This is a genomic window from Enterobacter sp. Tr-810, from assembly GCF_011752765.1.
Taxonomy (GTDB): domain Bacteria; phylum Pseudomonadota; class Gammaproteobacteria; order Enterobacterales; family Enterobacteriaceae; genus Enterobacter; species Enterobacter soli.
The window spans coordinates 227922-242836 of sequence record NZ_VWWW01000001.1; the positions used below are offsets into that span (position 1 = coordinate 227922).

The 14915-nt window shown below is 54.9% G+C and carries 15 protein-coding genes; 11 read left to right on the top strand and 4 right to left on the bottom strand.

All coding sequences use genetic code 11. The features are described from left to right. Positions 1-222: 222 nt before the first annotated feature. Positions 223-1233: an alcohol dehydrogenase AdhP gene (gene adhP / locus F3J30_RS00995; protein ID WP_166715345.1), complete on the top strand. Its 1011-nt coding sequence runs from the start codon at positions 223-225 to the stop codon at positions 1231-1233. 48 nt (positions 1234-1281) lie between these two features. Here the strand turns inward: adhP and F3J30_RS01000 are convergent, their stop codons facing one another. Further along, on the bottom strand, positions 1282-1791 hold the full coding sequence (locus F3J30_RS01000) for an Rrf2 family transcriptional regulator (protein WP_166715346.1): 510 nt from the start codon (positions 1789-1791) through the stop codon (positions 1282-1284). Between the two features lie 200 nt (positions 1792-1991). Between F3J30_RS01000 and F3J30_RS01005 the strand changes: the two genes are divergently transcribed. The 7 genes from F3J30_RS01005 (at position 1992) to F3J30_RS01035 (ending at position 10449) form a co-directional block, all read left to right on the top strand. Further along, positions 1992-3194 (top strand): NAD(P)/FAD-dependent oxidoreductase, encoded by a 1203-nt coding sequence (locus tag F3J30_RS01005; RefSeq protein WP_166715347.1) that lies wholly within the window; start codon positions 1992-1994, stop codon positions 3192-3194. 140 nt (positions 3195-3334) lie between these two features. Further along, positions 3335-4954 (top strand): TIGR04028 family ABC transporter substrate-binding protein, encoded by a 1620-nt coding sequence (locus F3J30_RS01010; RefSeq protein ID WP_166715348.1) that lies wholly within the window; start codon positions 3335-3337, stop codon positions 4952-4954. 10 nt (positions 4955-4964) lie between these two features. Then, positions 4965-5909, top strand: coding sequence for an ABC transporter permease (locus tag F3J30_RS01015; RefSeq protein ID WP_166715349.1), 945 nt, complete (start codon positions 4965-4967; stop codon positions 5907-5909). Continuing rightward, complete coding sequence (locus F3J30_RS01020) at positions 5906-6757, top strand: ABC transporter permease (protein ID WP_166715350.1); 852 nt, start codon at positions 5906-5908, stop codon at positions 6755-6757. The genes F3J30_RS01015 and F3J30_RS01020 overlap by 4 nt, the downstream gene beginning before the upstream one ends. Further along, complete coding sequence (locus tag F3J30_RS01025; protein WP_166715351.1) at positions 6754-8361, top strand: ABC transporter ATP-binding protein; 1608 nt, start codon at positions 6754-6756, stop codon at positions 8359-8361. The genes F3J30_RS01020 and F3J30_RS01025 overlap by 4 nt, the downstream gene beginning before the upstream one ends. After that, on the top strand, positions 8358-9347 hold the full coding sequence (locus tag F3J30_RS01030; RefSeq protein ID WP_166715352.1) for a putative FMN-dependent luciferase-like monooxygenase: 990 nt from the start codon (positions 8358-8360) through the stop codon (positions 9345-9347). The genes F3J30_RS01025 and F3J30_RS01030 overlap by 4 nt, the downstream gene beginning before the upstream one ends. A gap of 10 nt (positions 9348-9357) precedes the next feature. Beyond that, entirely contained in the window at positions 9358-10449 is a 1092-nt protein-coding gene (locus F3J30_RS01035; RefSeq protein ID WP_166715353.1) for an alkylhydroperoxidase domain protein, read from the top strand. 6 nt (positions 10450-10455) lie between these two features. Here F3J30_RS01035 and araJ read toward each other — a convergent pair whose 3' ends face one another. Next, positions 10456-11631 (bottom strand): MFS transporter AraJ, encoded by a 1176-nt coding sequence (araJ, locus tag F3J30_RS01040; protein WP_014070353.1) that lies wholly within the window; start codon positions 11629-11631, stop codon positions 10456-10458. A gap of 164 nt (positions 11632-11795) precedes the next feature. Between araJ and ppk2 the strand changes: the two genes are divergently transcribed. The 3 genes from ppk2 to F3J30_RS01055 all read left to right on the top strand — a co-directional run bounded on the left by ppk2 (position 11796) and on the right by F3J30_RS01055 (position 13279). After that, complete coding sequence (gene ppk2, locus F3J30_RS01045; protein ID WP_166716681.1) at positions 11796-12617, top strand: polyphosphate kinase 2; 822 nt, start codon at positions 11796-11798, stop codon at positions 12615-12617. 150 nt (positions 12618-12767) lie between these two features. Next, complete coding sequence (locus F3J30_RS01050; protein WP_166715354.1) at positions 12768-12956, top strand: type II toxin-antitoxin system CcdA family antitoxin; 189 nt, start codon at positions 12768-12770, stop codon at positions 12954-12956. Next, a complete protein-coding gene (locus tag F3J30_RS01055) occupies positions 12956-13279 on the top strand; it encodes a CcdB family protein (protein ID WP_166715355.1) in 324 nt (107 codons plus the stop codon). The genes F3J30_RS01050 and F3J30_RS01055 overlap by 1 nt, the downstream gene beginning before the upstream one ends. A gap of 92 nt (positions 13280-13371) precedes the next feature. Here the strand turns inward: F3J30_RS01055 and fdnI are convergent, their stop codons facing one another. Both fdnI and fdxH read right to left on the bottom strand, forming a co-directional pair. Beyond that, positions 13372-14028: a formate dehydrogenase-N subunit gamma gene (fdnI, locus tag F3J30_RS01060; RefSeq protein WP_166715356.1), complete on the bottom strand. Its 657-nt coding sequence runs from the start codon at positions 14026-14028 to the stop codon at positions 13372-13374. Then, positions 14021-14905: a formate dehydrogenase subunit beta gene (fdxH, locus tag F3J30_RS01065; RefSeq protein WP_014070358.1), complete on the bottom strand. Its 885-nt coding sequence runs from the start codon at positions 14903-14905 to the stop codon at positions 14021-14023. The genes fdnI and fdxH overlap by 8 nt, the downstream gene beginning before the upstream one ends. Positions 14906-14915: the final 10 nt, after the last annotated feature.

The following is a 14915-nucleotide window of genomic DNA, read 5'->3' on the forward strand; positions in this document are numbered from 1 at the left end:
TCAGAGCCATGACAGTTTTTTGTCAGTTTTTTACCGCCCCCTATATTGAGGGGGTTGATGCCATTTCGCCGCATTAATGAACAAAAACTGAATAAAATGATGACATTATGTTGCTGCGGCCTTGCATAACAACGACAAAACTCTAATCCTTAAGGAGTAAGACGTATTCTCATATACGCTGTACCTGCTATGCAGAATCTCATAATGAATAAGGAGAAACATATGAAGGCTGCTGTTGTCACCCACGATCATCAGGTGAATATCGCTGAAAAAACCCTGCGTCCGCTGCAACATGGCGAAGCGCTGTTAACGATGGAATGCTGTGGCGTTTGCCACACCGATCTGCATGTTAAGAACGGTGACTTCGGGGATAAGACCGGGGTTATCCTGGGCCATGAAGGGATTGGCATCGTGAAAGAGATTGGGCCGGGCGTCACCTCACTTAAGGTTGGCGATCGGACAAGCGTGGCGTGGTTCTTCGAAGGCTGCGGACATTGTGAATACTGTAATACCGGTAATGAAACCCTGTGCCGTGATGTTAAAAACGCCGGTTATTCCGTAGACGGCGGCATGGCGCAGGAGTGCATCGTGACCGCCGATTACGCGGTAAAAGTCCCGGATGGTCTCGACTCTGCCGCCGCCAGCAGTATTACCTGTGCCGGGGTTACCACTTATAAAGCGGTGAAAATCTCTTATATCAAACCAGGCCAGTGGATTGCGATTTACGGTCTCGGCGGACTGGGTAATCTTGCACTGCAATACGCCAAAAACGTGTTCAATGCCAAAGTTATTGCCATTGACGTTAATGACGAACAGCTGAAATTAGCGGCCAGTATGGGTGCTGATTTGACCGTGAACTCCCGAAGCGAAGATGCCGCAAAGGTTATCCAGGCTAAAACCGGTGGCGCACATGCCGCAGTAGTTACCGCAGTAGCAAAAGCGGCGTTTAACTCCGCGGTGGATGCGGTTCGCGCAGGTGGCCGCGTGGTCGCCGTCGGCCTGCCGCCGGAAGCCATGAGCCTGGACATTCCACGTCTGGTGCTGGACGGTATTCAGGTTGTGGGGTCACTTGTCGGTACGCGTCAGGATCTGCTGGAGGCGTTCCAGTTTGCCGCCGAAGGTAAAGTTGTTCCGAAAGTAACAATGCGTCCGCTGGAAGATATCAACGCTATCTTCAAAGAGATGGAACAGGGTCAAATCCGTGGCCGTATGGTGATTGATTTACGTTCGTAATCTCTATCCTTCCCTCTCCTCGTTGGGGAGAGGGCTGGCGTGAAGGCGTCAGTTCGTACTGCGCCTGTCAGCAATCCACTCCTGCACTTCAATCTGAAACGTATCCGGCGCTTTACGGAACATCTTGCGGGTCAGATCGAGGATCGTGTGGCGCGAAAGTTCCTCTTCCATTCTCTGCTGCGCACTGTCCATCACTGAACGGACACCACATGGCCCATCGCACACCCAGGCGGGCGGGGTTTCGTCGAAAACAGCAAGACGCTGGCGCACTTCCCGGCACTCAAACATGTTCTTTTCACCGTCGATGGCGTGAGCCACATCCAGCACCGTGATCAGCTCCGCCGGGCGAGCCAGTTTGAATCCGCCGCCCTTGCCTTCGGTACTGATCACCAGACCCGCGCGGGACAACCGGGTGAAAATTTTGCCCAGATAATCGTATGGCACGCCCTGTAAGGCCGCCATCTCTCTGACGCTCATCTCACGTTCGTTGCCTTTCGCATCCACCATACACATCAGGCTGTGAATGCCATATTCCACACCGGAACTGTAAAAAGCCATGGTTAACTCCGAAGTCAATAATCCTGGTCATTATAGCGATGTTCCTCGAAGGAAAAACACCTCTCCCTACCTTTTTGCTTTAACAAACTGATTTCAGGCAACTTTTAATTTTAACTCAGAAAAAAGTTGTCGCAGTTAACTACGACAAGTATAGTTGCAGTTATGTCAGACATACAGCCTGACGATCAAAAGGATCGAATATGAAGAAGCAAATTTTAATTGTGGGCAGTGGTTTTTCCGGTATGTGGGCAGCGGTAAGTGCAGCGCGCCTGGCCGACCTGGCAAAAGGTCATGACCTGAAGATCACCGTGCTGGCACCCGTCCCTGAGCTGCGCGTTCGCCCGCGCTTTTATGAAGAGAAGGTGTCCACGCTGGTTGCACCGCTGAACGATTTGTTTGCAGAACTGGGTATTGCGTTTATCGCCGGCAGCGCAGAACGCATTGATGCTAAAGAAAAAACGGTCTTTTACCGTGATGCGAACGGCACTACATCGTCTGCCGCCTACGATAAACTGGTACTGGCCACGGGCAGCCAGACCCGCCGCCCAGCCATTGCCGGGCTTGCCGACTATGCATTTGATATCGACCAGTTAGAATCTGCCCAGGTGTTCGAAAAACACCTCGATTCCCTGGTGGCTCGCCCGTCAACAGCGGCACGTAACACCGTTGTCGTGTGTGGCGGCGGGTTTACCGGTATTGAACTGGCAACCGAACTCCCTGCCCGTCTTCGTGCGCGTTTCGGAGAAGATACAGAGACTAAAGTTATCGTAGTTGAACGCAGTGCGGTTATCGGTGGTCGCTACAGCGAAGCGCTGCGCAATACCATTGAAGAGGCGAGCAAATCGCTGGGTGTGGAATGGCGTCTGAACAGTGAAATCGAAGCCATTGATGCTGACGGCGTTACCCTGAAAAATGGCGAGCACATCCCGTCTTCAACCGTAGTCTGGACCGCCGGTGTAGAAGCCAGCCCGCTTAACCAGCAGATTGAAGGCGAACGTGATAATCAGGGGCGTCTGATTGTTGAAGAGAGCCTGCAAGTGCCCGCTCACCCGGACATTTACGCCACCGGCGATATGGCGCACGCCAAAACCGACGATGTGGGCAACACGGCGCTGATGACCTGCCAGCATGCGATCCAGCTGGGTAAATTTGCCGGGCACAACGCTGCGGCCAGCCTGTTAAATATCGAGCCGTACCCTTATCGCCAGGTGAATTATGTCACCTGCCTCGATTTAGGTGCCTGGGGCGCGGTGTATACCGAAGGCTGGGAACAGGAGGTGAAGTCTGTTCGTGAAGAGGCAAAGAAAATCAAAATCGCCATCACTAACGAACTTATCTACCCACCTGCCGCAGATAAAACCGTGGCTTTTGCTGCTGCCGATCCGCTGGCTAAATTTGTGTAGTACGCTTTCAACGCCTCGCTGATGGGGCGTTTTCATTTTCAGTTTCCGGCAAACCTTATCTCAATTCCTTTGTTCCCTTGTTTTCCCCCGCGCCCGATGATGAATCCGACGCTAACAAGAAGATAACAAAGGAATTCACCATGCAAACCCCATTTCGCCTGCCGCTGCTGACAGCGCTGATTCTGGCTACCACGGCGGCTTACGCGGCTGATACGCCAGTTAAAGGCGGCACGCTTATCTATCTGGAACAACAGGCGCATACCAACCTTTATCCGCCCGCCGGTGGCTTTTACCCTAACGGCGGCATTCTGAATCAGATAACCGACAAACTGACCTGGCAGAACCCGCAGACGCTGGCGGTTGAACCCTGGGTGGCGGAAAGCTGGAGCACAAACGCCGATAAAACCGAATACACCTTTAAGATCCGCCCGGGGATCACGTTCTCTGACGGCACACCGCTCGACGCCAACGCCGTGGCGAAAAACTTCGACACCTATGGCCTGGGGAATAAGGCGCAGCGCCTGCCGGTTTCTGAGGTGATCAATAACTACGATCACAGCGAAGTGGTCGACCCGCTCACCGTGAAGTTCTTCTTTAAAAAGTCGTCGCCGGGATTCTTACAGGGTACGGCCACCATCGGTTCGGGCCTGGTGTCGCTCAGTACGCTGAAGCGTAATTTCGAAGAGTTGGGTGATGCCCGCCATATTATTGGTTCCGGGCCGTTCGTGGTGAAAGACGAAAAGCTGGGGCGCGAAGTGACGCTCGAGGCGCGTAAAGACTATCAATGGGGGCCCAAAAACCTGGCCCAGCAAGGCCCGGCCAACCTCGACGGTATTAAGTTTATTGTCACCCAGGAAGACAGCGTTCGCATTGGCGCCCTGCTGGCAGGCCAGGCAGATTTGATTCGTCAGGTGCAGGCGTATGACGAAAAACAGGCCACGGATCAGGGTTATCACATCTATGCCGCACCGACTCGAGGGGTGAACGACAGTATCAGCTTCCGCCCGGATAACCCGCTGGTTGCCGATGTTCGGGTTCGTCAGGCGCTGCTCCACGCAACAAACGCGAAGCAGGTCGTGGACACCCTCTTCTCACCCAATTACCCGCAGGCAAAATCCGTTATTGCCGGTTCCGCCGCGGGCTTTGTAGATCTGAGCGACAAACTGACCTTCGATGCGGCCAAAGCCAACGCATTACTCGACGATGCCGGCTGGAAAGCGGGCAGCGACGGGATCCGCGCCAAAGACGGGCAACGCCTGGCGCTGACCATCTATGAATCTCTGCCACAGCCACAAAATAAAGAGGTATTACAGCTGGTCGCCCAGCAGTGGCGTCAGGTTGGCGTGGCACTGAGCGTCAAAGCCGGTGATGCCGGAAGCCGCACGCTGGATAATCTCGACCCGTTAAAAACACCGCTGACGGTTTCTGAAGTGGGCCGCGCCGACCCGGACGTGGTGAAAAGCATGTTCTACCCCGCTAACCGCGATGCACTGCTGCAAAAAGGCGGTTCCAGCGACAAGGTCAAAAGTTTCCGCGACGACAAGCTGAACGAGTTGCTGGTGAATATTTCCGCAGAAGTGGATCCGCAAAAACGCCTTCAGTTGACAGGGGATGCACAGCGCTATCTGCTGGACAACGCCTACGTGATCCCCATCTTCGAAGAGCCGCAGGTCTTTGCCGGTGCGCCCTGGCTCAAAGGGGTGAATTTTGAAGCCGTTGGCCGCCCGTCGTTCTACGGTGCGTGGATTGAGAAACATTAAGGAGTCGGACATGAGCCACGCACTGCTTCGACGTTCAGGCCACGGGCTTCTGGTGTTATGGGCCGCCTTTACCCTTTCGTTCGTGCTGCTTCAGGTGCTGCCGGGTGATGCGGTGCTGATCAAATTTCAGAACCCTGATCTTGGTTTAAGCCCGGCGCAAATTCAGGAGATGCGCGTAGCTTACGGGGCTGACAGCCCGCTGTGGCAGCAGTATGGCCATACGCTGTTTGCCATGTTACGCGGGGATTTCGGCTACTCGCTTCAGGCGGGTGTCCCGGTCAGCGAGCTGATTACCAGCAATCTACCGGATACCCTGTGCCTGGCGCTCCCGGCGTTTGCGCTGGCGGTGGTACTGGCTTTCGCACTGGCTTTTGCTTCGCGCCTGCCGGGTTTGCACTGGCTCAGCAATACCATTCAGTCTTTGCCGGTGCTGTTTATCTCGCTGCCGACATTCTGGCTGGGTATCGCCTTAATTCAGCTCTTTTCGTTCCAGTTGAAATGGATCCCGGTCATTAACCCAACGCCGCTGCAAGGCCTGATCCTGCCGATCGTGACCGTCGCCATTCCGATCTCCGCCCCGCTGGCACAGATTTTCATGCGCAGCCTGGACCAGGTTGCATCCCAGCCGTTTGTCGCCGTAGCGCGTGCTAAAGGGCTGAGTGAGACCGCCGTTCTGTGGCGTCACGTCACGGGTAACGCCCTGCTGCCGGTGCTGAACATTGCCGGTTTGCTGCTGGGCGAACTGATTGCCGGGGCGCTTATCACTGAAACCGTCTTCGGGCGCAGCGGCCTGGGCCAGCTGACCCAGCAGGCGGTGAATAATCAGGATATCGCCGTGCTCCAGGCGATAGTGATGATTTCGGCCCTGGGGTTTGTCCTGATTAACCTGTTGGTGGATCTGCTGATGCCGCTGTTCGACCCTCGCCTGCAAACCGTCACCGGAGGTGCCCAATGAGTCTTGTTGATTACGCCGCGGCCGCACGAAAACGCGTGCCCCGGTTGCCCGGTATTCCGTGGCAGCCCGGATTATGGCTGGCCTGGGCTGTGATTGTGCTTGCCGCGTTTTCCGCCTTCGCGCCGGGTCTGCTCACCCACTACAGCCCGATTGAAGGTATTGCGGGAGCGCAACGTCTGGCGCCGCAGGCGGGCCACTGGCTCGGTACCGACCAGCTTGGCCGGGATGTGTATACGCGCATTATTTACGGCGCATCACACTCCCTGAGCGCTGCGCTGGCTGCGGTAACCATGGGATTAGTGGTGGGTACAGGGCTTGGTGTTATTGCCGGTGCTTTTGCCGGGCGCGTTGAGTCCTTGCTGATGCGTTTTGTCGATGTGCTGCTGTCTATTCCGTCCCTGCTGCTCTCTCTGACAGTGATTATTTTGCTCGGTTTTGGCACTGTAAACGCCGCCATTGCCGTCGGGGTAGCCTCTATCGCCAGCTTCGCCCGGCTGGCTCGTGGTGAAGTGGTCCGTATTCGCCATACCGATTATGTCGAAGCAGCATTTGGCAGCGGCGGCACATTTCTGGCCGTGCTGTGGCGACACATTCTTCCCAATTCGCTCACTGCGGTGCTGGCATTTGCCACCTTACAGTTTGGCCAGGCGATTCTGGCGCTCTCTACGCTGAGTTTTCTCGGCTATGGCACGCCACCGCCCGTCCCGGAATGGGGATTACTGATCGCTGAGGGACGTAACTATCTCTCCACCGCCTGGTGGTTAACCACCTTCCCGGGCATTGTCGTCATCGCGGTGGTGCTTGCCACCAACCGTATCAGCCAGCAGTTCAGCGGAGGCCGTGTATGACCGTTCTCAGCGTAGAAAACCTCAGCCTCAGCTACCGCACCGGACGCCAGTGGCGTGAAGTGGTCCATAACGTCAGCTTTACGTTAAAACGGGGCGAAATGCTGGCATTTGTTGGCGAATCCGGATCGGGCAAAACGACGACCGCGCAGGCGATTATTGGTCTGCTGGCAGACAACGCCCGCCGCGATGGCGGTAGCATTCTGCTGAATGGTGAAGAGATCAGCCACTGGTCTGCTAAACGGCTCGATACCCTGCGCGGCACGCGGATTAGCCTTGTCCCGCAAGACCCCGGCAACTCACTGAACCCGGTTCAGACCATCGGCGCGCAGGTGGGCGAAATTATTCAGATCCATCAGAAAATCACCACCGCCCAGCGGGATGAACAGGTATTAGCGCTGTTAACCAAAGTGGGGTTAAGCCACCCGCAACAACGCATGAAACAGTACCCGCATCAGCTTTCCGGAGGAATGAAGCAACGCGTGTTGATTGCCATCGCTATTGCCCTGCGCCCGGACGTGATCATCGCCGATGAACCGACCAGTGCGCTGGACGTCACGGTGCAAAAGCGCATTCTCGATTTACTGGATGTGCTGCGTCGTGAGTCCGGTACGGCCGTGCTGTTTGTCACCCACGACCTTGCCCTTGCCGCACAGCGAGCCGACAGACTGCTGGTGTTCCGCCACGGAGAGGTGCAGGAACACGGCGCCACAGCAGATATCGTGCGTGCTCCGCAACACGCCTACACTCGGCAGTTGTTAAGCGATCTCCAGGGACAACGGCTGACCATTGCCCCGGTATCAGGTTTACCGTTGGCATCACCGGCTATTCGCGCGCAGGGGATCAGCAAACATTTTTCGCTGGGTAAAGGTCATCAGCTCCAGGCACTGGATCAGGTGAGCTTCGATGTGACACGCGGCAGTACCCACGCCCTGGTGGGCGAATCGGGCTCCGGGAAAACCACCCTCGCACGCATTTTACTGGGATTCGAGCAGGCCGACAGCGGCCGCGTAGTAATTGACGATATCGACGCCACCACCTTAAGTAATGAGGCGCGCCGCCAGCTGCGACAGAAAATCCAGTTTGTATACCAGAACCCGTTTGCGTCACTGGATCCGCGGCAAACCCTTTTTGAAGTAATCGAAGAACCCCTGAAAAACTTTGCCCGTCTCAATAAAACGGAACGTAAAACGTGCGTCGAGAGTGTTGCCCGGCGTGTCGCGTTACCCGCAGAGCTCCTGAGCAGAACGGCACGCGAACTGTCCGGCGGGCAGCGTCAGCGTGTGGCTATTGCACGGGCGCTGATCCTTGAACCGACCATCCTGGTGCTGGATGAAGCCACTTCGGCGCTGGATGTCACGGTACAGGCGCAAATCCTGGCCCTGCTCCAGCAGTTACAGCAACAGCTGGGGCTGACCTATCTCTTTATCACTCACGATCTGGCGACCGTTCGCCGCATAGCGCACAGCGTGACGGTGCTGCGTAGCGGGCAGGTTGTAGAACATGGTGCAGTAGAGGCGCTGTTTGCCGCACCGCAGAACAGCTACACCCGTGAACTGATTGACGCCATTCCCCATTTTTCACCCGTTACGGAGGAGTTCGCATGACGCGAAAACGCCTGGGATTTTTCACCCGACTGCTGGATGAGGCCACGCCAAAAGAACGTTACCGCCTGGCAACAGAACAAATCCAGCACGCAGAGCGCAGCGGTTTCGACAGTGCCTGGATTGCGCAGCACCACTTTCATGAACACGAAGGCGGGCTGCCCTCTCCGCTGTTATTTCTGGCGCATGTGGCGGCGCATACGCGCAATATTCGTCTGGGAACCGCCATCATCACGTTACCGATGGAAAACCCGCTGCGCGTGGCGGAAGACGCCGCCGTGCTGGATCTGCTGGCAAATGGCCGCCTGGAAGTGGGCTTTGGCTCGGGCGGCACGCCGACCTCATTCCTGCCGTTTGGCCTGACGTTTGAGGCACGTTCCGCCGTATTTGCTGAACATCTGCATGTTATCCAGAGCGCCTGGGGCGGGGATTCGCTCACCCATCCCGACAATCATCTTTACCCACCCGCACCACAGCTTAACCAGCGGGTATGGATTGCGACCTTTTCGGTGGAAGGAGCCATACGTGCGGCACAAGCCGGGCACGGGCTGATGCTTTCACGCACGCAACCCCGCCCGGCAGACAGGCTGGATTTGACGCTGGATGAAATCCAGAACCCGATCGTTGATGCCTATCTGAATGCCCTGCCCGCGGGTGTCGCGCCACGTATTCTGGCCTCGCGAACAGCGTTCGTCGCCGACAGCGATGACTATGCATTAACGGTGGCAACACCCGGGCTGACAAAACAGGCTCAGCAGCATCGTGCCGCCGGACATCAGATAACCGGCGATAGCGTAAAGGATTATCGCCGCCAGTTTGACGCGCATATTGGCGCGCCTGAAACCGTACTCGCCTCGCTGCAAGCCGATACCGTTCTGGCGCGCGCGACGGATATTTCATTCCAGGTGCATTCGGTGGAACCCTCGCACCCGGATACCCTGCGTTCGATTGAATTGATTGCAGCACATATTGCCCCCCACATTCTTTGAGGAGTCACAGATGGCATTTAGTCAGGATATTCTCGCCGAACTGGCGGAAATCACTCCCGGTTCCGCTCTGGCACAGGCCCGCGCCACGCGTGATGCCGCAACGCGTCATGCCCAGGGGAGTTACGAAACCTTGTTCAGCCAGCAGGACACGGCATTTCCGCTGGATGAACGTTTTGCCGTGGCGGCAAAAGTCGCGAAATGGCATAACGCAAACGCTCTGGCGGCGCACTACGCCGGGTTTGGGCTGGCTGACCCGACCTCTGCACGTCTGACTCCGGCCCTGAATTTCGCCCGTTTGCTGACCTTTTCTCCGGTAGAAGCCGCCCCGTCGGCCCTGAAAACACTGACTCAGGCAGGCTGGAGCAAAGAAGGCATTGTGACGCTGGCGCAGCTTATCGCGTTTGTCAGTTTCCAGAGTCGGCTTATTACCGGGCTGCGTTTACTGAACGATAAACCTGTTACCGCCAGTGATACACCGGTTGTGGCGGGCATCTGGCACACAACAAACACCACCGCAACGGGCAAAGCCGCGCCAGTGGTCTTCACCCAGGCAGAACTCGGTTGGGAGCCGTGGATAGCAGCAAAACCGCTGGCCGATTTTGCCGACGATGAGGTGGCTATCCTCGCGAAATTTGGCCACACCGACTCTGACTATTTCCGCCTGCTGGGGCGCAACCTGCCGATACTGGAACAACGCACGCTGACGGATAAAGGGATTTTTTATACGCCGGGCGGCCTCCCCCGCGCCGAACGCGAGCTTGCAGCAACGGTCACCAGCAAGGTCAACGGCTGCATTTACTGCGCATCTGTCCATGCGCGTAAAGCCAGTCAGTTATCGAAGGATGACAATGCCGTTGAAGCGCTACTGGCCATCCGACCAGGGCAGTCGCTGAGTGAAGGGCAGTCTGCGCGCTGGCAGGCGGAAATTGAATTTGCGGCGGCGCTGTCCGTCACGCCACCAGCAGTGACGCCACATCATCTCGCGGCACTGGAAAAACAGTCGCTGGATACGCTGGAACAACTCGACTTGATTCAGTCTGCCGCCTTCTTCGCCTGGGCCAACCGGTTGATGTTGACCCTGGGCGAACCCTGGTTGTCCTGAGGGGTATCAGGCTAGCGCGCGTGCGTTAGCCTGGCTTCGTTTGGCTTTCAGGTAGCCATACATCAGCAGTGACGTCATGGCAGAGAACGAAAGAATGGCCGCTGGCAAGGTAACGTAACTCCAGCTAAAGCCTAGCGTTATCATCATCCCGCCGAAATAGGCGCCAATCGCACTGCCAAGATTAAACGCCACCTGACCACCCGCTGCACCCAGCAGTTCCCCACCTTTCGCGTTTTGCAGCAGCAGTATTTGCAGCGGCGCAGAGAGCGCAAACAGCCCGGCGCAGCAAATAAAGCCCATAACCAGAGAGGCGGTCTGGTGCTCGCCGAACGTAAAGAGCAGCAACAACGAGGCGACAATCACCATATCGGTCGTGGCAGCGATGCGCAGCGGGCTATAGCGCCCGGATAATTTACCGCTCAGCATATTACCCAACACCATGCCCAGCCCCATCAGCATCATGATCACCGTCATCAGCCCTTCGGAAAAACCGGAGACGTTCACCATAAACGGCTTCACAAAGCTGAACCAGGCAAACACCCCGGCGTTGCCAAACATGGTGGCGGCAAAAATAAGCCAGGGTTCCGGCTTCTTCAGGAAATGAAACTGCTCGCTGAGCCGGGTTTCCGTTTTATCGTAGATCTTAGGCACCCAGAAAATCACGGACAGGATCACCAGTGCATCGAACACGGCAATCAGTAAGAAGGTGTAGCGCCAGTTGTATTCATGCCCAAGCCACGTCCCGAGCGGGACACCCACCAGATTGGCGACCGTCATCCCGGCAATCATGCCTGCGACCGCGAGCGTCACCTTACCCGGAGGAGCAATTTTCGACAGGATGATGGCACCCACACCAAAAATGGCCCCGTGCGGAAAACCGGAAATCAGACGCCCGATCGCCAGCCCGGTATAGGAGGTCGAAAAGGTAAAGATGGCATTCCCGACCGCGCACATCGCCACTAAAAACAGCAGCGTCGATTTCAGCGAGAACTTACCGGAAAACAGCGCCACAATCGGCGCACCGATCACGACACCGAAGGCATAAAACGAAATCATATTGCCGGCTGAGGGGATCGAAATCCCCGTATCGTTCGCCAGCTCGGTTAACACACCCATAATGCCAAATTCAGCCATGCCGAGGCCAAACGTGCCAAGTGCTAACGAAAAAATAGTCTTTTTCATACCGCAACCACTTGTTAAAAATTTGCGACAACTATTATTAAATAAACTTGTATGGTGAGCCAGTTCAAAACGACTTGCTGACAGGTTAATCCATTAATTCAGGTCGTTTACACTTCAAAGTACGGCCCTTTATTTCGCGACCGGACAATAAGAGGATGACAATGATGGTCAGTAAAAAAAAGAAAGCCAGTGTCGTTGTTGATGTCGTTAAAGATGCACCTCTCAAAACCAAAGAGTACGAAAAAGAGCTGCGCCGTCTTCACGTTGAGCTGGTTAAGCTTCAGCAATGGGTCGTCAGTAAAGGTTTGAAAGTGTGTATTGTCTTTGAAGGTCGTGACGGAGCCGGTAAAGGCGGGACGATTAAAGCAATAACCGAGCGCGTCAGCCCGCGCGTGTTCAGGGTGGTTGCTTTACCGGCCCCGACCGAGAAAGAAAAAAGTCAGCTCTATTTCCAGCGTTATGTGCCCCACCTGCCTGCGGCGGGTGAAATCGTTATCTTCGATCGCAGCTGGTACAACCGGGCAGGCGTTGAACGGGTGATGGGCTTTTGCACCCCGGAACAGGTTGAAAAGTTCCTGGATGGCACGCCGGTGATGGAAAAAGCGATGGTGGATGCCGGGATCATCCTGCTGAAATACTGGCTGGAAGTGACGCCAAAAGAGCAGGAGCGCCGTCTGCGCGATCGTATTAACGATGGGCGCAAAACCTGGAAGTTATCCCCGATGGACATTAAATCCTTCAATATGTGGGATGATTATACCGTTGCACGCGATGCCATGTTTGCCGCCACCGACACCGCCTGGGCCCCCTGGTTTGTCGCCCGCTCGGAAGATAAGAAACGTGTTCGACTGAATATTATTTCTCACCTGCTGACCCAGATCCCGTATAAAGAACTGCACGTTGAGCCCGTTGAATTGCCGAAGCGTAAAATCGGTAAAGTCAAACCAACAAAATACCCCTTCAGGTATGTCGAAGAACGCTTCTGATATCCTCCAGCCTCTTTGTTGAATGCAAAGAGGCTATTTCATTCACCGTTGTCTGGAATGGTGCTCGCAATAATAATATTACCAGGGGAAACAGTATTGTTTTTGGGCGGCAGAGATTGATAATGAGCGCACCCACACAGGAGGTGAAAGATGAAAGATTCAGCAGCAGTATATGAACATCAGCCCAGTCCGTCCCAAAGCCACGTAGCCCTTACTCACAGGCGCTCAAACGGCCAGCGCAAACTATCAGAGCATGACCGGCAATTTATACAAGCAATGAATGATTTTGTCGAAAAGAATGGAACTATTACCGATGATGAATTTTTCAGGGTGCTTTGATGCTAAAACAATTTAATGTCTACCGTAATCCCTCAACGGTAACCCGAGAAAAATTGCCTTATTACATGCTTATTCAGGATGATTGCTATGAGGATCTGACAACACGTGTAATTGTGCCCTTAGTGAGAAATCATCAGTTACCATTATGGCATAGTCCTCTTGCGCCAGGTGTAAATATAGAATTTGAATCATTCCTTATTTATGCACCAATGATCACCAATATCAATAATAATAAAATTAACAGTAAAGATTACATCTGTAATTTACGCGATTCACGCCATGATGTTATTGCAGCCATTGACAGGCTGTTAACCAATACCTGACCAGGATTGAGACTTTCAGCCTACCTGGCCTGCATTTTCTAAATCACTGGCAATTGTTAAACGCCGCCGACCCACGCCGACGGCGCTAACGCTTACTTCATCCCTTCCGTACTCTCTTTCTTCGCTTCCAGGCGTTCAACATCCCGATACCAGCGCGGATGATGCTTTTGCGCCCAGCGACGACTGACCTTGCCTTCAATCATCCCTTTAATCGACCCTTTCACCCAGAATGCCATATACATATGGATCAGGATGGCGTGGATCAGGATGATGGCTGACGTTGCGTGGATCAGCAGCGCATAGCGAACGGCCTGAATCGGGAAGTAGTGCGCAAAATACGGACGCCAGATGATCACCCCGGTCACCAGCAGCACGAAAATCATGCTCATGATGGTCCAGAACATCATTTTCTGCCCGGCGTTGTATTTTCCCACTCTCGCGACTTTATGCTCGTTACCTTTCAGGACTTCAACAATCCCCTTCACCCACGGAATATCTTGCTTATCCGGGATGTTGTGGTGCACAAAGCGCACGAACATAAACATCAGCACGATGAAAATCAGTACCCCAAAGAACGGGTGCAAAATACGCCCCATCTGCGGTGTGCCGAAGGTTTCAGTCAGCCACTGTAGCGTTGGGAAGAAGAACGAAATCCCCGATACCGCCACCAGGAAGAAGCAGATCACCACCGTCCAGTGACAGGCGCGGTCAATAAACTTCGTGCGCACAATCATCTTCGACTTACTCATGATGCTCCTCCTCGTCGTCATCCACCTCTTTGTTCGGCCCAATACCGATGTAGTGATAAATCAGCCCGGCAAAGGTGGCGATGAAGCCCGCCGCCGAGAGAGGCTTAAGCGCCCCTTTCCACAGGTTGATCGAGGTATCGATCGCCGGATCTTTCGGCAGATTGTGGTACAGCTCCGGCTGGTCGTTGTGGTGCAGCACGTACATGACGTGCGTACCGCCCACGCCCTGCGGGTTATAAATACCCGCATTTTCGTAACCGCGCGCTTTTAGCTTGTCCACGCGCTGTTGCGCCACTTCGAGCATCTCTTTCTTGGTGCCGAAGTGGATGGCGCCCGTAGGACAGGTTTTCACGCAGGCAGGCTCCTGCCCGACGCTGACGCGGTCCACGCACAGGGTGCATTTGTAAACCCGGTTATCCTCTTTGTTGAGACGCGGAATATTAAACGGACAGCCAGCAATGCAGTAACCGCAGCCGATACAGTTGTCCTGCTGAAAATCGACGATCCCGTTGGCGTACTGAATGATTGCTCCGGCAGACGGACATGCCTTGAGGCAGCCCGGATCTTCACAGTGCATACAGCCGTCTTTACGGATTAGCCACTCCAGCTTGCCGTTCTGGTCGGTTTCGCTAAAGCGCATTACCGTCCAGGATTTTGCGCTCAGATCGGCGGGATTATCGTAGACCCCAACGCAGTGCCCCACTTCATCGCGGATATCGTTCCATTCTGAACAGGCCACCTGGCAGGCTTTACAGCCCACGCAGGAAGAGACATCGATAAGCTTTGCGACTTCTGCCTTGTAATCCCGCGCGCGCGGCGCGGGAGTCATGGAGTTAGTCGCGGAGCGTTTAATAATGTCTTGTGTTTCCATCGCCATTTATTCGCTC